The sequence below is a fragment of the Burkholderia cepacia genome, from assembly GCF_001718835.1.
Classification (GTDB): Bacteria; Pseudomonadota; Gammaproteobacteria; order Burkholderiales; family Burkholderiaceae; genus Burkholderia; species Burkholderia cepacia_F.
The window spans coordinates 313800-333614 of the sequence record NZ_CP013442.1 but is presented as its reverse complement, the minus strand read 5'-3'; the positions used below and the strand labels follow the sequence as shown (position 1 = coordinate 333614).

15 protein-coding genes and 2 pseudogenes are annotated in these 19815 nt (G+C 65.3%); 12 read left to right on the top strand and 5 right to left on the bottom strand.

Annotation, left to right across the window (positions count from 1 at the left end):
• Positions 1 to 2: 2 nt before the first annotated feature.
• The 5 genes from WT26_RS01245 (at position 3) to WT26_RS01225 (ending at position 6520) form a co-directional block, all read left to right on the top strand.
• Positions 3 to 1412: an HD domain-containing phosphohydrolase gene (locus WT26_RS01245; protein ID WP_069272000.1), complete on the top strand. Its 1410-nt coding sequence runs from the start codon at positions 3 to 5 to the stop codon at positions 1410 to 1412.
• Between the two features lie 78 nt (positions 1413 to 1490).
• Entirely contained in the window at positions 1491 to 3260 is a 1770-nt protein-coding gene (locus WT26_RS01240; RefSeq protein ID WP_069271999.1) for a histidine kinase, read from the top strand.
• Positions 3261 to 3536: 276 nt separating this feature from the next.
• A complete protein-coding gene (locus WT26_RS01235; RefSeq protein WP_059724489.1) occupies positions 3537 to 4976 on the top strand; it encodes a UbiA family prenyltransferase in 1440 nt (479 codons plus the stop codon).
• 18 nt (positions 4977 to 4994) lie between these two features.
• The gene (locus WT26_RS01230) at positions 4995 to 6182 is read left to right on the top strand and encodes a hypothetical protein (RefSeq protein ID WP_060118887.1); all 1188 of its coding nucleotides are present in this window, start codon (positions 4995 to 4997) and stop codon (positions 6180 to 6182) included.
• Positions 6182 to 6520 carry a small multidrug resistance protein gene (locus WT26_RS01225; protein ID WP_059804406.1) on the top strand — a complete coding sequence of 113 codons (339 nt, stop codon included), beginning with the start codon at positions 6182 to 6184 and terminating at the stop codon, positions 6518 to 6520. Before WT26_RS01230 ends, WT26_RS01225 begins: the two co-directional genes overlap by 1 nt.
• Here WT26_RS01225 and WT26_RS38990 read toward each other — a convergent pair.
• From WT26_RS38990 to WT26_RS01215, 3 genes and pseudogenes are all read right to left on the bottom strand, one after another.
• Positions 6493 to 6639: pseudogene (locus WT26_RS38990) on the bottom strand (ISNCY family transposase); the annotation flags it as partial. The gene WT26_RS01225 and the pseudogene WT26_RS38990 overlap by 28 nt on opposite strands.
• A 423-nt stretch (positions 6640 to 7062) precedes the next feature.
• Positions 7063 to 7218 (bottom strand): annotated as a pseudogene (locus WT26_RS01220) (IS6 family transposase); the annotation flags it as partial.
• Positions 7219 to 7338: 120 nt separating this feature from the next.
• Positions 7339 to 8925, bottom strand: coding sequence for a glycosyl hydrolase family 18 protein (locus tag WT26_RS01215; RefSeq protein ID WP_060118885.1), 1587 nt, complete (start codon positions 8923 to 8925; stop codon positions 7339 to 7341).
• A 457-nt stretch (positions 8926 to 9382) separates the two neighbouring features.
• Between WT26_RS01215 and WT26_RS38985 the strand changes: the two genes are divergently transcribed.
• From WT26_RS38985 to WT26_RS01205, 4 genes are all read left to right on the top strand, one after another.
• The gene (locus WT26_RS38985; RefSeq protein WP_155123046.1) at positions 9383 to 9664 is read left to right on the top strand and encodes a phage integrase family protein; all 282 of its coding nucleotides are present in this window, start codon (positions 9383 to 9385) and stop codon (positions 9662 to 9664) included.
• Positions 9665 to 9711: 47 nt separating this feature from the next.
• The gene (locus tag WT26_RS38270; protein ID WP_221625178.1) at positions 9712 to 9846 is read left to right on the top strand and encodes a ribbon-helix-helix domain-containing protein; all 135 of its coding nucleotides are present in this window, start codon (positions 9712 to 9714) and stop codon (positions 9844 to 9846) included.
• A gap of 99 nt (positions 9847 to 9945) precedes the next feature.
• Positions 9946 to 10374, top strand: a complete 429-nt coding sequence (locus tag WT26_RS01210; RefSeq protein ID WP_017335769.1) for an antitoxin Xre/MbcA/ParS toxin-binding domain-containing protein — start codon at positions 9946 to 9948, stop codon at positions 10372 to 10374.
• The gene (locus WT26_RS01205) at positions 10371 to 10844 is read left to right on the top strand and encodes an RES family NAD+ phosphorylase (RefSeq protein WP_059627903.1); all 474 of its coding nucleotides are present in this window, start codon (positions 10371 to 10373) and stop codon (positions 10842 to 10844) included. The genes WT26_RS01210 and WT26_RS01205 overlap by 4 nt, the downstream gene beginning before the upstream one ends.
• Positions 10845 to 11088: 244 nt before the next feature.
• On the opposite strand, the gene WT26_RS01200 is transcribed toward WT26_RS01205, so the two are convergent.
• Complete coding sequence (locus tag WT26_RS01200; protein ID WP_059918601.1) at positions 11089 to 12498, bottom strand: ISNCY family transposase; 1410 nt, start codon at positions 12496 to 12498, stop codon at positions 11089 to 11091.
• Between the two features lie 367 nt (positions 12499 to 12865).
• Positions 12866 to 13630, bottom strand: coding sequence for a TetR/AcrR family transcriptional regulator (locus WT26_RS01195; RefSeq protein ID WP_418219971.1), 765 nt, complete (start codon positions 13628 to 13630; stop codon positions 12866 to 12868).
• 343 nt (positions 13631 to 13973) lie between these two features.
• Between WT26_RS01195 and WT26_RS01190 the strand changes: the two genes are divergently transcribed.
• The 3 genes from WT26_RS01190 to WT26_RS01180 are packed head-to-tail and all read left to right on the top strand — an operon-like array spanning position 13974 to position 19773.
• A complete protein-coding gene (locus WT26_RS01190) occupies positions 13974 to 15140 on the top strand; it encodes an efflux RND transporter periplasmic adaptor subunit (protein WP_069269516.1) in 1167 nt (388 codons plus the stop codon).
• Positions 15137 to 18307 carry an efflux RND transporter permease subunit gene (locus WT26_RS01185; protein WP_069269515.1) on the top strand — a complete coding sequence of 1057 codons (3171 nt, stop codon included), beginning with the start codon at positions 15137 to 15139 and terminating at the stop codon, positions 18305 to 18307. The genes WT26_RS01190 and WT26_RS01185 overlap by 4 nt, the downstream gene beginning before the upstream one ends.
• Positions 18307 to 19773 carry an efflux transporter outer membrane subunit gene (locus WT26_RS01180; protein WP_059530005.1) on the top strand — a complete coding sequence of 489 codons (1467 nt, stop codon included), beginning with the start codon at positions 18307 to 18309 and terminating at the stop codon, positions 19771 to 19773. The genes WT26_RS01185 and WT26_RS01180 overlap by 1 nt, the downstream gene beginning before the upstream one ends.
• The last annotated feature ends 42 nt before the right edge of the window (positions 19774 to 19815 follow it).

Here is a 19815-nt window from a genome sequence, read left to right as displayed (position 1 = left end):
TCATGACGACGCCGGCAACCCACAGCGCAACAGGCGGCAGCACGACAGTCGATGCGACGCAGCCGGCCGACGAGTCGCCCGCCGCGCCGGTGATCCTGCTGGTCGACGACGAGCCCGCGGTGCTGTCGGCGCTCAAGCGCCTGCTCAGGCCGGCGCGCTATGAGGTGCTGACCGCCGACGGCGGCGAGGCCGCCCTCGAGGTGCTGGCGTCGACCGAGGTCGACCTGATCGTGTCCGACATGCGGATGCCGGGCATGAGCGGCGCGGCGTTCCTCGCCCGCGCGCGGGACTTGCAGCCCGACACGATGCGCATCCTGCTGACCGGTTATGCGGAGATCGCGTCGGTCATGCAGGCCGTCAACGACGGCGGCGTCTATCGCTACCTGAACAAGCCGTGGGACGATCACGACCTGCTGCTGACCATCGAACAGGCGCTGGAGCAGCGCCGTTTGCGGCACGAGGCGGCGCGGCTGACGGCGCTCACGCAGGCGCAGAACGAAGCGCTGCGCCGCTTCAACACGGAACTCGAAACGCAGGTTCGCGCACGCACGGAGGAGCTCGGCCAGACCGTGATGTTCCTCGAAGCCGCGCAACGCGACCTGAAAAGCAGTTTCACCGCGATGGTCCAGGTGTGCGCGAGCATGATCGAGATGCGCTGCGGGTCGGCCAGCGGGCAGTCGATGCGCATCGGCGAAATCGCGCGGCATCTCGCGTCCGCGTCCGAGATGTCCAGCCTTCACGCGCAGGACGTCTATTTCGCGGGGCTGCTGCATGGCATCGGCAAGCTGTCGCTGCCGGACGAATTGCTGCACAAGCCGCTGAGCCGCATGACGACGGACGAGGCGCGGCTGTTCCAGCAGCATCCGCTGCGCGCGCAGATGGTGCTGACGCCGGTCGCGCAATTGCACAAGGTCGCGTCGATCGTGCTGCACCAGTACGAGCGCTTCAACGGGCGCGGCACGCCGGACGGCCTCGCGGGCATCGATATTCCGCTCGGCTCGCGGATCGTCGCGATCGCGCGCGATTTCGAAGGGCTGCGCAACGGCGACATCGGTGCGCCGCATTCGGTCGAGCAGGCGCTCGACGCAAGGCGTTCGCAGGCCGGCGTGCGTTACGACCCGCAGATCGTCGAACGCTTCGTTGCGCTGATGCAAAGGCCCGCGACATTGGGCATTGCATCGTCCGTGTCGGAAGTGAAATCCGGGCAGCTGCGCGAAGGGATGCAGCTCGCCGACGACCTGCGCACGCATCGCGGCGTGCTGCTGATGACCAAGGGCAGCGTGATGTCCGCGCACCAGATCGAGCTCGTGCGCCGCTTCGAAGCTCGGGAAGGGACGCCGTTCGACATTCTGGTGCTTGCCGCCCCGAGCGCGCGGGAGCCTGCGCCGGCGGCCGGCGGCCCGGCCGGGTAACGGCGGCGCGTTGCATGACCGGAAGCACGACCTGCCGCACCACGCGGCAACGGCACCTTCACCTGACCGGGCGCGACCATGCACGGCACCTACAATCTTCCGCTCGTCCTGCTGTCGGTCGCGATCGCGACGCTGGCCTCCTATACGACCCTCGACCTCGCGGCCTTCATTTCGCTGCTCGACAACCCGAAGCTCAGGCGCATGTGGCTGGGCGGCGGCGCGGCGGCGATGGGCACGGGCATCTGGTCGATGCATTTCGTCGGCATGCTCGCGTTTTCACTGCCGATTCCGCTCGGCTACGACCTGGTCGAGACGGGCGCGTCGCTGGCGATTGCCGTGCTCGTGTCGTACTTCGCGCTGAGCGTGGTGACGCGCGCCACACTGACGCGTTCCCGGCTGCTTGCGGGCGGCGTGCTGATGGGCGGCGGGATCGCCGGCATGCATTACGCGGGGATGGCCGCGATGCGCATGGAACCCGGCATTCGCTACGATGTCGCGCTGTTCGCCGCGTCGATCGGCATCGCGGTGATCGCGTCGACCGCCGCGTTGTGGATCGCGCAGGCGCTGCGCACGCGGCATGCGGGATTTGCGATCGCGCGACGCGCGGGCGCGGCCACGCTGATGGGCATCGCGATTACCGGCATGCACTACACGGCGATGGCGGCCGCGCATTTCGCGCCGGACGCGCGCTGCGGCGCCGCGAACGGGGTCGACACGCCGTGGCTCGCGACGACGGTCGCGCTGTTCACGCTGGCGATCCTGATCGTGACGCTGATGATCTCGCGCTTCGACGCGCGCACGATGTTCCTGCGCGGCATCACCGACATGCTCGAGGACCTCGTGCAGGTGCGGACGGCCGAGCTCGAACAGGCGCTGCGCCGGTACGAGCTGACGACCGAGACGCTGCAGCGCACCCGCGCGCACATGGCGCGCGAGATCGACGAACGCAAGGCCGCGCAGGCGCGGCTCGAACAGGAGAAGGACGAGCAGCGGCGCCTGTTGCATGCGCTCGAGGAAACCCACGTGCAGCTGCTGCAGTCGGAAAAGCTCGCATCGATCGGCCAGCTCGCGGCCGGTGTCGCGCACGAGATCAACAATCCGATCGGGTTCGTCAGCGCGAACCTCAATACGTTGAAGACGTGGGTGCGCAGCCTGCTCGACGTGATCGCCGCGCATGAAGCCGCGCTGCCGAGGCACGACGCCGAAACCCGCGTTGCGCTGGCGGCCGCGGGACGCGCGGCGGACCTCGACTACGTGCGCGGCGAGATCGCGACGCTGATCGACGAGTCGATCGACGGCGCGCTGCGCGTGCGGCGCATCGTGCAGGACCTGCGCGATTTCTCGCGTCCGGCCAGCGACGAGTGGAGCGTGGTCGATCTTCGCGCGGGGCTGGAAAGCACGCTCAACGTCGTCCACAACGAACTCAAGTACAAGGCCGAGATCGTGCGCGATTACGGCGACGTGCCGCAGGTCGAATGCCTGCCGTCGCAGTTGAACCAGGTCTTCATGAACCTGCTGGTGAACGCGGCGCACGCGATTCCCGAGCGCGGCGTGATCACGATCCGCACGTCGAGCGACGGCGAGCAGGTGTCGATCGCGATCAGCGATACCGGCACGGGCATGACGCCCGACATCGTGCGGCGGATCTTCGATCCGTTCTTCACGACGAAGCCGGTCAGGCAGGGCACGGGGCTCGGTCTGTCGGTGTCGCACGGGATCGTCGAGCGCCATCGCGGCACCATCGACGTGATGAGCGAGCCGGGGCGCGGTTCGACTTTCTCGATCCGATTGCCGATCCGGCATGAGCGCGACGAGGCGAATGCCGCCGTGTTAAGGGATGAGGCGTGAATGTTCGGCTTGTATCGCGTATTGCGCAACTAACGGTCTAGCCGCCCCTAACCCGCCAACCGCGCCCCGGATTCCCGGGGCGCGGTAAAGGCTTGCCATCCGGCGGGGAGGGCTTCCGAAACGTCATGGTAGGACGTGCCCCATGCTGTATCATTCCGAGCCGTTAGCAAAATGAAGCGTGCGAGGGAACGAGCCTCACGCCGGCAGTAAGTCATGGCATTTATTAACGGGCTGCCATGAATAATTGATTCAAACAAAACACAAATAGTATTGAAAGTGCGTGAGACCAGAGATTTACCGCTTGTCGTCGATCTCGACGGCACGCTGACAACAACCGACACGCTGGCTGAATCCGTCATCCGTGCCGTCCGGCGCAAGCCGGCGAGCCTGCTGCGATTTCCGTTCTGGCTCGCCAGCGGCCGCAGCACGTTCAAGGCCAGGATTGCGGAGCAGGCCGATCTGCGCGTCGAACATTTGCCTTATCGAGCGCCGTTGGTCGAGTATCTCGAACAGGAGCAGCAGCGAGGCCGCAAGATCATCCTCGCGACGGCCGCGCATCGCTCGATTGCGGAGCGTGTCGGCGAGCATCTCGACCTGTTCGACGAAGTCATCGCGACCGATGGCGAGACCAACCTGAAAGGCGAAGCGAAGCTGGAGAGCATTCGCAAGCACGTCGGCGAGCGTTTCGTCTATGCGGGCGACAGCAAGGCCGATCTTCCTGTCTGGGCCGCGGCGCAGGGCGCGATTCTCGCGGGCGCCGCACCGGCCGTGACCGCGACGATTCGCGACACAGTTCGCGTCGAACGCGAGTTTTCGAACGAGTGCGCCAACGTCGCGACCTGGTGCAAGGCGCTGCGCGTGCATCAATGGCTGAAGAACCTGTTGCTGTTCGTGCCGTTGCTCACGGCGTTCGCATTCTTCGATGCCGACAAGATCGGGACCTTGGTGCTGGCGTTTTTTGCGCTGTCCCTTGGCGCGTCCGCGACTTACATCGCCAACGATCTGTGGGATCTCGACAACGACCGCCGTCATCCGCGCAAGCGCAATCGCCCGTTCGCGAAAGGCACGCTGTCGATCGCGCAGGGGATAGGCGGCGGCGCCGTCCTGCTGACGCTGGCATTTGCGCTCGCCTGCGCGGTGTCGGCGCAATTCGCGGCGATGTTCGTCCTGTACCTGATGTTGACCACCGCGTACAGCTGGCGGCTGAAGTCGATCGTGCTGCTCGACGTCATCGTGCTGTCGCTGCTGTACACGCACCGAATCGTTGCCGGCGCCGTGGCGGTCGGCATCGCCGTCAGCCACTGGCTGCTCGCGTTCTCGGTCCTCACGTTCCTGAGCCTCGCGCTGGTCAAGCGCTGTTCGGAGCTCGTGCTGCTGCGACAGAGCGACAAGCGAGAGTCCGCCGGTCGCGACTACCGGGTCGGCGACCTCGAAGTGCTGTGGCCGTTCGGCATCGGCGCATCGCTTGCCGCGGTAGTCGTGTTCGGGCTCTTCATCAGCGCCCCCGAAACGGCCGCGCGTTATGCGTCGCCGCATTTGCTCTGGCTCGTGCAGATCGCGTTGATCTATCTGTTCGGTCGGCTGTGGGTCACGACGGTGCGCGGGGCGATGCACGACGACCCGATCGTGCACCTGCTCGAGAATCGCGGCAGCCTCGGGGTGCTGCTCGTGATGGTGGCGATCGTGCTGGTCGCGCATTTCCTGCCGATCCTGTAATTGGAACAATCAATACCCATGACGGAAAAGAATCAAAAGAGAGTGGCGGCGTTCTGCCGTTTCGCGATCGTCTACGTGATGCTGTTCATCTGCGCAGGCAACATCATCAACAGCATGATGCTGAAATGGGGGTTCCGCGACGACCAGGGCGGGGAATTCGCGACCAGCTACAGCTTGGTCGGCATGATGAACGGCGACGCGCCGAAGCCCTGGGTCTATCGCTCGTCGTTTCCGAAGGCCGCGAAATGGCTGGCCGAGCGGATCGATCCGGACAAACAGCAGAAAATCTACCGTTCGATCACGCGCCACGACACGCTGCACAATCTATTTTTTGCGGGCGTGCCGAGCGAGTACTGGACGCCGGCGGTCGCGATCACCTATCACCTGACCTACATCGCGATCGTGTTGTCCGCGCTGTTCGTGCTGCTGCTGGTCTACAAGCTCGCACGCCTGCACGGACTGAATTTCGGCCAGTCGGTCGGCTTTCTCGCCGCATTCAGCTTCATCTATCCGCTGACGTTTCAGCGAGGCGGATACTACTACGATTTCTTCGAGATTCTCGGCGCGCTCGGTGCGTGCTATTTCCTGTTGCGACAGCGCATGGTGGTATGCACGCTACTGATCGCGATCTTCTCGCTGAACAAGGAAACGTTCTTCCTCGTTCCGCTGGCGCTGTTCTTCCTGCATGACAGCGACGTCGCGTTGTCGAAGCGGTTCGGCTGGCTCGCGGTGCAGCTCGCGATCTGCTTCGCGACGCGCCACTTCATCATGAGCGGCTATGCCGCCAATGACGGGGACTTAGTCATCTTCCAGTTGTGGAACAACCTGAAATTCTGGGTGAATCCGGCGTCGTATCTGTCGTTCTACAACCTGATCGGCAAGGGGATTTACACGCCGAGCCTGCAGAATCCGCTGATGCTGGTGCCGCTCGCGGTGTACTTCCGCGCGGCGTGGCGCAATACGCCGGCGCGCTATCGCCGGTACTTCTTCGCGGCATTCGTGCCGGTGCTGCCGCTGTTCATGCTCTTCGGCTACTGCGACGAGTCGCGCAACTTCTCGGTCGTGTTTCCGGCGATCATCCTGATCGCGCTGCATGGTGCAACCCGGTTCGACGCGATCTTCGGCGGTCGGGCAGCGGCCGACCATGGCGGAGCGACGCGTACGCCGCGTGTATCCGGCATTGCCGAGGTGAGGGAGACCGCGTGATGAACTGGCTGATCCTCGCCGCAAGCGGCGCGTTCGGCGGATTGGCAAGCGTGCTGCTGCGCATCGCCGCGGTGCAAGGCGCGGCGGCCGGCGCTTCGGCGCTGTTGCCGTGGGTGCTGCGCGGTGCGGCGATCGGCGCATACGGCGCCGGTTTCGTGCTGTATGCGTTCGCGCTGCGCAAGGCGAACCTGAGTGTCGCTTATCCGTTGATGGTCGCGATTTCGATTCTTGTCGTGCTCGGCTTTACGGCATTGCATGAACACGTGCTGCGTCCGACGCAGGTGGTGGGTGCGCTGGTCATTCTCGTCGGCATCTGGTTGGTGACCCGGTCCACGTAAGACAGCAGCGTGCAGGCCGGCGCCCGGTTCTCGAACCATCGATGATCGCTGCCGTCGATCTGGATCAGTTCGCCCAGACACGCCCGGCGCGCACGCGGCTGATAGACCTTCGGCGGGCGCATCGACAACTTTGAGTCGATCCAGCTCGCGCATCGTCATCGTGATCTGTGCCACGGTCCTTCGCAGACCGACGGCCCGGTTTGCGGGGTTGTTGTTCCTGTCGACGCTGCGCCAGTTCCGCAATCACATCCTCAACGTCGGCTTGCGTGATTTCGCGTTGCTTCTTCTTGCCTGGCTGAGGTTTGTTTCGGTTGGTCTGGGGGCTCCATCGGGAACTGGTCGCTGAGCCGGACTTGACCAGGTCCGACGATCTTGACTACCAACAGGACACGAGTGGCTGATCAGTCATTGAGATGGAAGCCACGGATCCATTACCGTGTGTTGCCGGGCGCCATGCCTGGCCACTCGATCTCATCGACCAAGTATCCTCGATGGCGCAGAAACGCAATCGACCCGTTCGGCCCGCCAAATTTGTCGCATCAGCGCCGGATCGTTTCGCAGCTCACCACGACACCGCACTCGAACAGCAATTCTTCGACATCGCTCAGGCTGAGCTGGAAGCGGAAATACCACCGCACGGCCTGAGCAATGGTGGCCGCAGGAAACCGGCGTCCACGATAGAGCGACGTCGTTTTCATGGCGTTATCCTACGCCAACGTGACAATGCCGGTGCGTCGTTAAAAGACCGCGTACCTTGAGCGAGGGATTGGGCACGCGGACCGGCATGCTGGACTCCAGCTAAAAATGCTTTGCTAGCATTAACGGTTCGGCGTCACCCCGGCGGGCTTGGTGGCGGCGGTGGCGCTGCGCAACTCGCTCATGGTGGACAGCAGTGAGCCTTGCATATCGTCGCCATCCAATGACCAGCTGAACACGCCGCCCAGCTGCTGGGCTTTGACATAGCCCAGCTTGGCGCGGATCACATCCGGTGTGTCATAACTCCAGAACTGCGTGCCGTCATAGCTCCACAGCTGCTTGGTGACGGGATGCACATAACGCGCGCCTGCGCGGCCCGCCAGCACGCGATAGTCCTCGTAACCCGCCTCGTAAGTGCCGGGCGCGGGGCCGGTGGCGCTTTGATACAGGCCATTGCCACTAGGGCCGGCGGCCACGCCGGTCCAGCCGCGGCCATAGAAGGGGATGCCCACATTGATGCGGTTGCGGGCCAGGCCAGCGCTGACCAGGGCATTCACCGCGTCGTCGATATCATAGAACTTGGCGTCGTTCTGGGCCGGATTGGCCGGATCCGGGTAGAGGTTGGAGTGGAAGTTGGTGGGGCCTTGCGCTTCCCAGCCGCCATGGAAGTCATAAGACATCACATTGGCCCAGTCCAGGTAAGCGCCGTAGTTGCTCGGTTCGGTATTGCGGATTTTGTCCACTCCGGCGCCCAGCGCGGCGGAAAGGTAATAGCGACGCTTGTTCTGCTGGCCCAGCGCATCCAGCTGACGGCGGAACTCCGCCAGCAGCAGGGTGAAGTTTTGCTTGTCCGCCGCGCTGTAATGATTGGTGGGCAGGCCACCGGCCACCGGGTATTCCCAGTCGATGTCAAAGCCGTCAAACACGCCCAGCGCCACACCCTGTCCCCCAGCGTTTTCTTGTTGCGGCAGGTTGCCCTTGATGTAGAGGTTGATGCAGGAGGAAACCAGCGCCTGGCGGCTGGCGTCGCTGGCGGCTGCGGTGGAGAAATTCTTGGACCAGGTCCAGCCGCCCAGGGCGATCAGCACCTTGAGCTGCGGATTTTTCAGTTTCAGCTTACGCAGTTGGTTGAAGTTGCCGCGTAGTGGGGTGTCCCAGCTGTCTGCCTGGCCGTCCACGGACTCCGCCGCGGAGACGGTGCGCTGGTAATCCGCCCAGGCGTCGCCGCCATCGCCATTGCCGTTTTCCGCGACCGTGACCATGCCGCACTGACCGTTGGCGTAGACATTGCCAAAAGCGTAGTTGAGCACGGTGAGTTTTTTATCGCCTCCGCTGGCCATCAGGTTTTTCACAAAGTACTGGCGCTGATAAATGCCCCATTGGGTGAAATAAGAGCCCACGTTGTAGCCCACGGTGGGCGTGGGTTCCGGCGGCACGCCGCTGCCTGAGCCGCCGCCGCTGATAGGCGCGCATGAGTTGGCGGCGCGCTGCTGCCAAACGCCCCCTTGGCTGGCTGTAGGCGTTTCCCCTCGCGTCCACCATTGCGCTTGCCAGGTTTGGCCGTTGTACAAGGCGTAATCGCCCGCGTTATAGATCTGGCTGGATTGCCAGGCGCTGCAGCTGGGCAGGGCATAGGCCGCAGAGCTGGCCACGATGAGGCTGCTCGCGCCGATCAGGGGCAGGCACAGGCGGTGAATCGAACGTTGCATTACATTCTCCTTTGCTTTACGGCGGATGCCGGTGATGAAGCCTGGCTTACTTTGGTATGTATTTGGTATTAAATTGGTATCAGTATTGGCCAGGATTTGGGAAATGCAAGGAGAATCTCGGGGCGCTTCAGAAAATCTATGGTCACCCCTTTTTTGCAAGACTGATTTCGATGTCGTTGTTGGCTTGCGTAAGTCTATTCGGCGCCGTTTAGGGGAATGACTCCCCGCGCCACGATGAGATTCGCGCCTGGCGGTCCTAAAACCGGGGGGCAGGTCAGTCTGGCATAGGTGCTTGGAAAACGATTATTTAGAAAAATCCCTCTTGATCGGCTGCAGATGTCAGGGTAATCGATATCCCAAAAAATCCGGCGATGACAATGTGATAACGGTTAAGTCAACCTGAATACGCTGTTGAAGCGCATCGTATTCTTGAACATCGGCACGGATATGCATTTAAATACGTAACAATGTCCACGGCGGGGCCCTGCGCGAGATCCGCGCTCGCATCGCTCTCCATACCCGAAGCAGGGCGCGGAGGGCTGCGAGTCTCGTTGAGACGTCGCAGCCCGAGCACGCTCGAGGGCTGGTTCGACCCCAGCTCATTGCGCGGCTCACGGCCGCCGACGTCGCTACGTGTGCCGATCTGCTCACCCTGATTCGCAAGCGGCGTCAGCGCTGGTATCGCGCGGCGCTGTACTTCGGCCCGCCCGGCGCGCACCTGGCAAACCACGGTCCGTGACGGCCTTACGAGGATGGAGTAGGAGGCGCCACGGGCATCACCCAGCAATGAGTATCAGCCTCCCGAGCGAGATGGCCGACGGCGTGCGGCAGCGGGTCGCCAGCGGCACCTATGCCACGTCAGAAGTAATGAATCCGCAACGCGCTGCGCTGCGCGGGCTCGCCGGCCACAAGCCGAAGTGACCGACCGCCATTCGATTCGGCCGCGCCTTGGCACCCTTGTATCTGGTATCATGTGAACTGCACTCTGGTATCAATTGATACTTTATGGAGGGATCCGACATGTTGCTTGTGACCCCTGAAGCGGTGGCCGACGTGATGGAGCTTCGGCCGGTACCGCATACGCTGGCGGAGCTCGAGGCCCGTGTGCGCGATGGCCTGCCGAAGGCCGCGCTGAAGGCCGGCGTTGAGCACGCGACCGACGGCGCCGATGCGCGCCGCGCGCTGCTGGCACGCATCATCCCCGAGGCAACCTACAAGCGTCGGCGCGACCGGCTCACGCAGGACGAATCCGAGAAGACCGAACGGCTAGCGCGAATCGTCGCGACCGCGGCGTACGTGTGGGATGACGCAGACGCGGCCCGCCAGTTCCTGGCTGCGCCGCACCCGGAGCTCGAGGGGCGTGCGCCGCTGGACGTCGCGCTCACCGAGCTCGGCGCGCGTCGCGTCGAGGAAGTGCTGTGGAAGCTCTTCTACGGGCTTCCGGCATGAAGTTGTACCGCATCGCCGACACGCGGCACACGATCTGGAGCGGCACCGGCGCGATGCTGATCGGCGGACGCTTCAACAGCCCGGGCCGTCCGGTCATTTACGCGGCGCTGACGTTCGCGGGTGCCATGCTCGAGGTGCTCGTCCACGCGCGTATCGGCAGGGTGCCGAAGACGCACGCATGCGTCGAGTCGACCGTGCCCGATGACGTGAGCATCGAACGACACACCGCCGAATCGTTGCCCGAAGGGTGGGACGCCCCGGCGCAGCAGATCGCCCGTCGATTCGGCGACGCATGGCTGACGGAAGCGCGCAGCGCGATCCTGGTAGTGCCGTCGGTCGTCGCGCGCGCGGAATACAACGCGCTGGTGAATCCCGCACACCCGGACGCCGTACGGATTGTAGTTGCGGAACCGCGGCCGGTCGTATGGGATGAACGACTGTTTGTCATGCCGGCGGGCGGCGCATCGTAACCCGGCGGCGTGGCACGCGCCGCGGCGCGACGCCGCGCGCGAAATTCGCGATCGGCGACGGCTACGCGGAAGTCAGCGTTCGTGACGTTGACTGCAGCCGCCCAATATCAACCGGACCCCATTAATGTCAAAGCCAGATTCAAATGTCGTAGCGCCAGCTAAATAGAGATGTCGCATCTTTCATTGGTTTGCCGTCACTCAGCGTAGAAGGTCAGGGGTGAAGCAGCAGGGCGCTGGTGCCCGTTCAGATCGGGCTAGCAGACCGACGACCTGGTTTGCGAGGTTGCGGTGGCGCCTGCCTGCGCTCGGCCAACTCCACGATCACCTGTTCAACGTCCGCCTGCGTGAACTCGCGCGGTTTCTTCGTCCCCGGCCGGCGTTCCGATTGGCGAGCCTCGATGCCTCGGTTCGTGCGTGACGGGGAACCCGACGCCCGCCGGTTGTCACGCTGCGCCTGGATCGCTTCGGCCACTTGCAGCGCATGGCTCAGGCGCTTGTGGTCGATCACCGCGCCTTGATCGACCTCCGCCAGCTTGTCGTACTGCCGGCAGGACAGCACGGCGCCGTCGGCGCGAATCTCGATGCGTCCGTCCGGGTACTCCCACACGTCGATGTAGCGGTGAATCAGCTTGCGGTTCGCCGGCGTGTCGTCCAGCAAGTAGAGCACCCGGTCATACAGCACCGTCAGTGACTTCGTCACGCGACGCGTCTCGCGCCAGGTCAGCAACTGGTCCAGATCCTCGTCGTCCCGCAGCGGCCGGTGCGCGTCGAAGCCGGTGCGCGGCGGCTTCGCAAACCGCGCATTGTAGGCCGCGATGAAGGTGGGCGCGTACGCATTGGCGTCCTCGATGGTGTTGATGCCTCGCAGCCGCATCTCCTTCACCAGCCGGTCCTGCAAGGTCAGATGGGCACGCTCGACACGCCCCTTGGCCGGGCTGCTGTTCGCGCAGAACGTGTCGATGTTCAGCTCGTACATCGCGCGGCCAAAGTGCGTCACGCTGCGGCCGGTCTTGCTCGCAGTCGTGCTGCGGAACACGCTCGCCTTGTCGCTGTAGAGCGCCACCGGCTTGCCGTAGCGTTCCAGATACGCGCGCGTCGCCTCGAAATAGCTGAAGGTCGATTCCGTCGCCGTGAAGTGCAGCATCATCAGCCGGCTGGTCGCGTCGTCGACGTACACCAGCAGTGTGCACTGCGGCGCCCGCGCCTCGAACCAGCGATGCTCGCTGCCGTCGATCTGCACCAACTCGCCCAGGCATGCGCGCCGCGCTCGCGGCTGGTAGACCTTCGGCGGGCGCTGCCGGCGCGGAATCCATAAGCCGGCGTCCGTCATCAGCCGGCGAACTGTCTCTGCTGCAAGTCGGATGCCGTGGCATTCGTGGAGCTTCTCGCAAGCCAAGGTCGGCCCGAAATCCGCGTAGCGCTCGCGGATGATCGCCAAGGCTCGATCAGCCAATCCGGCCGGCAACTGATGATTGCTCGATTGACCTCGCTTGCGCGACACCAGGCCAGCCGCGCCCTGGCTTCGATAGCGGTTCGCCAGCCGTTCCACTTGACGTCGGCTGATGCCGAGCCGTTCCGCGGCCCGCCACGGCATCAGCCGTCCGTCAACGACCGCTTCGACAACTTTGAGTCGATCCAGCTCGCGCATGCTCATCGTGATCGTGTTGGTGTTATTGGCCACGACGGACTCCCGTTTGAGCGTCAGGAGCCGCCGAGCATGAACCAATCAGGCGCCAACTACGACATTTCTATTTGGCTCAGCTACGACATTACTACTTGGTTTCTACAATTAAAACTTCGCTAATTTAGCTTATGTCAAATAACACGAGGAGTATCGACGCGCTCAACGGTCAAACCCTACTTTTTCATAGCGCTCGCTGATTCGCACAACACCATTGCAGTGACATCCCGCAACCGCGAATCAAATTGAGTCTGGCGGCGTGCTTGCCACCGAACACGATAGTGGTACCGCCTCGTTGCCCAACTGGATCGGCCGGACCTGCATCGGCGGCAACCAACCGTCAACTGCTCTGCGCGGCGGTGAAGTCGCCGGGCGGCAATGGTCGGTTCGCCACGTCCTTTGCCTCGGCGCGCGTCAGGCCGAGCGTCTGCAATACCATCGCCGCGGCCCGCTCGGGAAGCCGGCCCTCGTCTCCCACCGGCTTCCTCGCCCCGCCCGCAGCCGCGTCGGCCGCGTAGGACTCCGCCGCGATCGCTGCCAGGATCGTCCCCGTCATCGCGAGCACGCTCATGAACGGATCGCCGACGACGAAGCGGCGTGCCGCGATTCCGTGCTCGCTGTCCCGCCGCAAACGCCGGCCCAGCCCGTGATCGAGCGCACGCGCAGAAAAGCCCTCCCGTATCAGGAACCGTCCCCAGAGCCGCTCGCGGCGCGCGCGCAACAGCGTGTGACGCACGCAGACCGATACGACCTCGGCCGGGTCCGACAAACCGCTCGCAAGACGCTCGAGCCCGTCCGCGAAATCGTCGAACACCCATTCCGTCAGCGCGGCGAAGATGCCGTCCTTCGATTCGAAGTGGTAGTAAAACGAGCCGAACCCCACATCCGCCGCCTCGGTGATCTCGCTGATCGCGACGTTGTCCCTGCCCTTTTCCGCCATCAGGCCGAACGCCGCCCGCAGCAAGCGCATACGTGTCGCCTGCTTGCGCCGGGCACCGCGCGGCTGGCGCTGTTCCGCTTCGCCCGCTGACGCGTTCGGGCGACGCGGCCGGACCGGTTTGTTGTCCACGAGCGCGCCTTCCCTTTCCAAAAGAATTTTTTGCATGGCGCAATTCTAGATTGATCGCTCATACTTGACAACATTATCAGTTATGAGTCTAATCTCGAAAATCGCAGAACCGGTTCCTGTCCAGACACTGTGCCGGACCCACGCCAGCGAGCGTCGGTGACGTGCGGACGGCCCCGTCGGCGCGCTCGGCGGCCATCGCCGCGCGCAAGCCGTGCCATGTCGGCAATCGGAACGAACTGCACATCAAACGTCGGAGTACTGATTGATCGTCATGCGAACCATAGGCGGAGACGCTCGCGCGCGCCTGCATATACCGGGGCGACCCGCCGTGGTCGCCGAACCCTTTTCAGTTGGCCCCCTCACTTGTCTTGGAAACATCGTGAAATCACCCGGTCTTGACGCGCGGACTTCAACGCGCCCGTTTCTGACACGCATCGCGCCGCCGCTTCGGCGAGCCCCGATCGCGTTCGCCTGCTGTGCGATTCTCCTCACGGCGTGCCACTCGCACGAGGCCCCCGCGCCCGAACTGCAGCCGGTGGTCGCGCTGCCGGTTCATGCGGACAACGGCGCAGTGCAGCGCGTGCTGCCCGCGCAGGTTCAGGCGCGATATTCGACGCCGTTGTCGTTCCGGGTCGGCGGCAAGATCGTCGAGCGGCGCGTGAGAATCGGCGACGCCGTCAAGGCCGGCCAGGCCCTCGCGATGCTCGATCCGGCCGATCTGCGCAACACTTTGCTGAACGCGCGCGCGCAGTTCGATGCCGCCGAGCATCGCGTCGCCTACGCAAAGCAACAACTGGATCGCGACCGTGCCCAGGCTCAGGCCAACCTGATCGCGCCCGCGCAGCTCGAGACAACGCAGGACGCGTATGCATCGGCGGTCGCGCAACGCGATTCCGCGCTCGCACAAATAGGGCTCGCGGAAGATCACCTGCGCTACGCGACGCTAGTTGCGGATCACGACGGCGTCATCACGTCGGAGGATGCCGATACCGGACAGAACGTCGAGCCCGGCCAGGCGGTGTTTCATCTGGACTGGAGCGGCGACCTCGACATCCTCTGCGACGTCTCGGAGCGCGATCTGCGCGATCTCTCGGTCGGCCGCACCGCGCACGTCAGCCTGACGGCGCTGCCGGGCAAGGTGCTCGACGCACGCGTGCGCGAAGTCGCGGCGGCCGCCGATCCGCAGAGCCGCACCTGGCGCGTGAAGCTGACCCTGCTGTCGCCGGGCCCGGACGTCCGCTCCGGCATGACCGCCAGCGTAACGTTCGACGGCGCCGCCGACGCCGCCGCGGACCGTGCGATCACACTGCCGGCCACGGCGCTCTTTCATCGCGGCGAAGCGCCGGCGGTCTGGGTCGTTCGCAAAGGCAGCGACACGCTGGAACTGCGCCCGGTAACGGTCGGACGCTACGACGAGCGCACGATCACCGTCACGTCGGGCCTCGCGGACGCAGAGCGCGTCGTGATGCAAGGCGTCCATACGGTCAGCGCCGGCCAGCACGTGCGCGTGGTGCCGCCGCTGCATGCGGGGGACTTCACGTCATGAACGCTCCGGAACACCGGCATTCGAACGACGGCGGTCACGGCGCACAAGCCGATGCCGCGTCGCGCGACGACGGCCGTTTCAATCTCTCCGCATGGGCGCTGAAGCATCAGCAGCTGGTGATCTTCCTGATCGGCCTCGCGACGATCTTCGGCGTGATCGGCTATACGCGCCTCGCGCAATCGGAGGATCCGCCGTTCACGTTCCGCACCATGGTGATCCAGACCTATTGGCCGGGCGCCACGGCGCGCGAAGTGCAGGATCAGGTCACGGACCGGATCGGCCGCCAGCTCCAGGCCGCACCTTACGTCGATAACATCAAGAGCTATTCGCGCCCCGGCGAGTCGATGATCTTCTTTGCGATGAAGGATTCGGCGCCGGTCGACCAGGTGCCGGAAACCTGGTACCAGGTGCGCAAGAAGGTCGGCGACATCCGGGCGACGCTGCCGAAGGGCACCGTCGGCCCGTTCTTCAACGACGAATTCGGCGACGTCTATACCAACATCTATGCGCTCGAAGGCGACGGCTACTCGCCCGCGCAACTGCACGATTACGCGGACAAGCTGCGCACCGTGCTGTTGCGCGTGCCGGGCGTCGCGAAGGTCGACTACTTCGGCGACCCCGCCCAGCACGTATTCGTCGAGATCTCGAACGCGCAGCTGACGCGGCTCGCGATCACGCCGCAGCAGCTCGCGCAGGCCATCGACGCGCAAAACGCCGTCGCGCCGGTCGGCACGATCACGACAGCGGACGATCGCGTGTTCGTGCGGCCGAGCGGCGCGTTCAAGGACACGCAGGCGCTCGCCGACATGCTGATCACGGTGAACGGCCGGACGTTCCGGCTCGGCGACGTCGCGAAGGTCACGCGCGGCTACGACGATCCGCCCGTCACGCAGATGCGTACGAACGGTCACGCGGTGCTCGGCATCGGCGTCACGATGCAAAAGGGCGGTGACGTGATCGACCTCGGCAAGGCGCTCGACGCGAAGGCAGCCGAGCTGCAGGCCGGTTTGCCGGCCGGACTGAAGCTGACCGCGGTGTCGAGCATGCCGCATGCCGTCAAGCACTCGGTGGACGACTTCGTCGAAGCGGTCGGCGAAGCCGTGGCGATCGTGCTCGTCGTCAGCCTCGTGTCGCTGGGCCTGCGCACCGGCATGGTCGTCGTCATCACGATTCCGATCGTGCTCGCCGCGACGGCGCTGTGCATGCACGCGTTCGGCATCGGCCTCGACAAGGTGTCGCTCGGCACGCTGGTGCTCGCGCTGGGGCTGTTGGTGGACGATGCGATCATCGCCGTCGAAATGATGGCGGTGAAGCTCGAGCAGGGCTGGAGCCGCGCGCGCGCGGCGGCCTTCGCCTACACGAGCACGGCGTTCCCGATGCTGACCGGCACGCTCGTCACGGTATCGGGCTTCCTGCCGATCGCGCTCGCGAAATCGAGCACCGGCGAATACACGCGGTCGATCTTCGAGGTGTCCGCGATCTCGCTGATCGTGTCGTGGTTCGCCGCCGTCGTGCTGGTGCCGCTGCTCGGCTACCACATGCTGCCCGAGCAGCAGCATCACGACGGTTCCGCCCATGGGCCGGACGTATACGAGACGGGATTTTACCGGCGGCTTTCCGGATGGATCTCGGCCTGCATCGAGCGCCGCTGGGTCGTGCTCGGCGTGACGGCCGTGCTGTTTGCGATCGCGATGGCGGCATTCACGCGCGTGCCGCAGCAGTTTTTCCCGAATTCGGAGCGGCCGGAACTGCTGGTCGACATGCGCCTGCCCGAAGGCGCTTCGTTCGACGCGACACTGCGTGAGGCCAAGCGGCTCGAGAAGGTGCTCGACGGCCGGCCGGAAATCGATCACGTCGTCGATTTCGTCGGCACCGGTGCGCCGCGCTTCTACCTGCCGCTCGACCAGCAGCTCCAGCAGCCGAACTTCGCGCAGTTCGTGATCACGGCCAAGGACGTCGAATCGCGCGAGCGCTTGTCGCATTGGCTCGAATCGACGCTTGCAAGCCGCTTCCCGACCGTGCGCACGCGCGTCGCGCGCCTCGAAAACGGGCCGCCCGTCGGCTTTCCGATCAAGTTCCGCGTGAGCGGCGACGACATCGCGACCGTGCGCGGCATCGCCGAAAAAGTGGCGGACAAGGTGCGCGCCGATGCCCGCACGCGCAACGTGCAGTTCGACTGGGACGAGCCGGCGGAGCGGTCGGTGTCGTTCGAAATCGATCAATTGAAGGCACGCCAGCTCGGCGTGACGTCGGAAGACGTGTCGGGCTTTCTCGCGATGACGCTGTCCGGCTATACGGTCACGCAGTATCGCGAGCGCGACAAGCTGATCGACGTCGACCTGCGCGCGCCGAAGAGCGAACGCATCGATCCGTCCAGGCTCGCCGGCCTGGCGATCCCGACGCCGCACGGCCCGGTGCCGCTCGGCACGATCGGCCACGTGCGCGACACGCTCGAATACGGCGTGATCTGGGAACGCGACCGCCAGCCGACCGTCACGGTGCAGGCCGACGTCCGTGGCGAAGCGCCGAGCATCGGCGTGACGCGCGACATCGACAGCGCCGTGGCGACGCTGCGCGCCACGCTGCCGGCCGGTTACCGGATCGAGATCGGCGGTGCAGCCGAGGAGAGCATGAAGGGCCAGACGTCGATCAACGCGCAGATGCCGCTCATGATCATCGCGGTGCTGACGCTGCTGATGATCCAGCTCAAGCGCTTCTCGCGCACCTTCATCGTCGTGCTGACGGCCCCGCTCGGATTGATCGGCGTAGTCGCGGCGCTGCTGCTGTTCGGCAAGCCGTTCGGCTTCGTCGCGCTGCTCGGCGTGATCGCGATGTTCGGGATCATCATGCGCAACTCGGTGATCCTGGTCGATCAAATCGACCAGGACATCGCGGCCGGGCAGCCACGCTTCACCGCGATCGTGGGCGCGACCGTGCGCCGCTTCCGGCCGATCATGCTGACGGCCGCCGCCGCCGTGTTCGCGCTGATTCCGCTGTTGCGTTCCGGCTTCTTTGGCCCGATGGCCACCGCGCTGATGGGCGGTATCACGATCGCGACGGTGCTGACCATCTTCTTCCTGCCGGCCCTCTATGCGACGTGCTTCAAGGTGCGCAGCGACGAACGCGAGTCGCGCGCGATGGACGTCGCGTCCTCGGAGACATGCTGATGAATTTCCCCCGTATCACATCGGTGCTCGCCGCGAGCGCAGCGCTCGGCCTGAGCGGCTGTGCAATGGCCCCGAGCAGCACGCCGCCCGCGATGCCGTCGCCGGCGCACTACGGCGCGACGCCTCAGGCGCCGCGTACCGCCGAAGCGGCAGGCGTCGCGCAGCAATTCGACGTCGGCGCCGCGCCCGTCCCGCAATGGTGGCGCCTGTATCGCTCCAGCGCGCTCGACGCGCTGGTCGACGAAGGCCTGCGCGCAAACCCGACGCTGGCCGCGGCGGAAAAGACGCTCGCCGCCGCGCAGGAGGAACTGCGCGCGCAGATCGGCGCATCGACGCTGCCGTCGATCGACGCGAACGCGCAGGCGGCCCGCACGCGCACGCCGGACATCTCCGGCGCAGGCGCGCAAAGCCTGCGCTACAACGTGTTCGTCGGACAACTGCAGGCGCATTACACCTTCGACCTGTTCGGCGCCACGCGCTATGCGAACGACGCGAGCGCCGCGCGCGTCGACGCGCGCGGTTGCGAGCTCGAAGCAGCAAGGCGCGCGCTGGCGGCCAACATCGTCGGCACCGCCATCCGCGCCGCGACGCTCGACCGCCAGATCCTGCTGACGGAGCGCCAGGTCGACGTCGCCGAGGCATCCGCACTCGAAGACCAGCAGCGTTACGCGCTCGGCGCGGTGTCCCACGTGCAGGCGCTGGCGTCGACGCAGGGCGCGGCGTCGCTTGCCGCGACGCTGCCGACGCTGCGCCAGCAACGTGCGAGCGCGGTTCACGCGCTGGCGATCCTGCTGGGCCGCACGCCCGATACGCCGCCGCCGGTCCCCTCCTTCACCGGGCTGTCGCTGCCGGAACACGTGCCCGTGGTCGTGCCGTCCGACCTGCTGAAGGCACGCCCTGACATCCGCGCGGCCGCGGCAGCCGTGAAGGCGGCATCGGCGGACGTCGGCGAGGCGACCGCCCAGTTGTTCCCGAGCCTGTCGCTCACGGCGACGATGGGGCGCGGCGGCTTCAGCTGGCCGGCGCTGTTGTCGGGCGCGGGCGGGCTGTGGGCCGTCGGCGCCGGGCTGTCGCAGCCGATCTTCCACGGCGGTGCGCTGCTGGCTCACCGGCGGGCGTCGCGCGACGCGTACGACGCCGCAGTGCTGCAGTACAAGGCGGCGGTGCTGTCCGCATTCGGCGACGTCGCCGATTCGCTCGCCGCGCTGGACAACGACGCGCAAGCGCTGGCCGCGAACGAACTCGCGGCGCGCGCGGCCGGCGAGGCCTTCCACGAAACGGCGCAACGCCGCACATTGGGTGCCGTTCCGATGTCCGCGCAACGGTCGAGCGAGCAGCTCTATCTGAACGCGGAGCTCGATGCGGTGCGTGCCGCGAGCCGACGGATGACCGATACGGCGGCGCTGCTGCAGGCAATGGGCGAACTGCCGCCCGACACTGGCACGACGGTCGCGGCCCGGCAATAGCCGCTGCTTGCGTCGATGGACCGGCCGCGCGCGTTCGGGCCG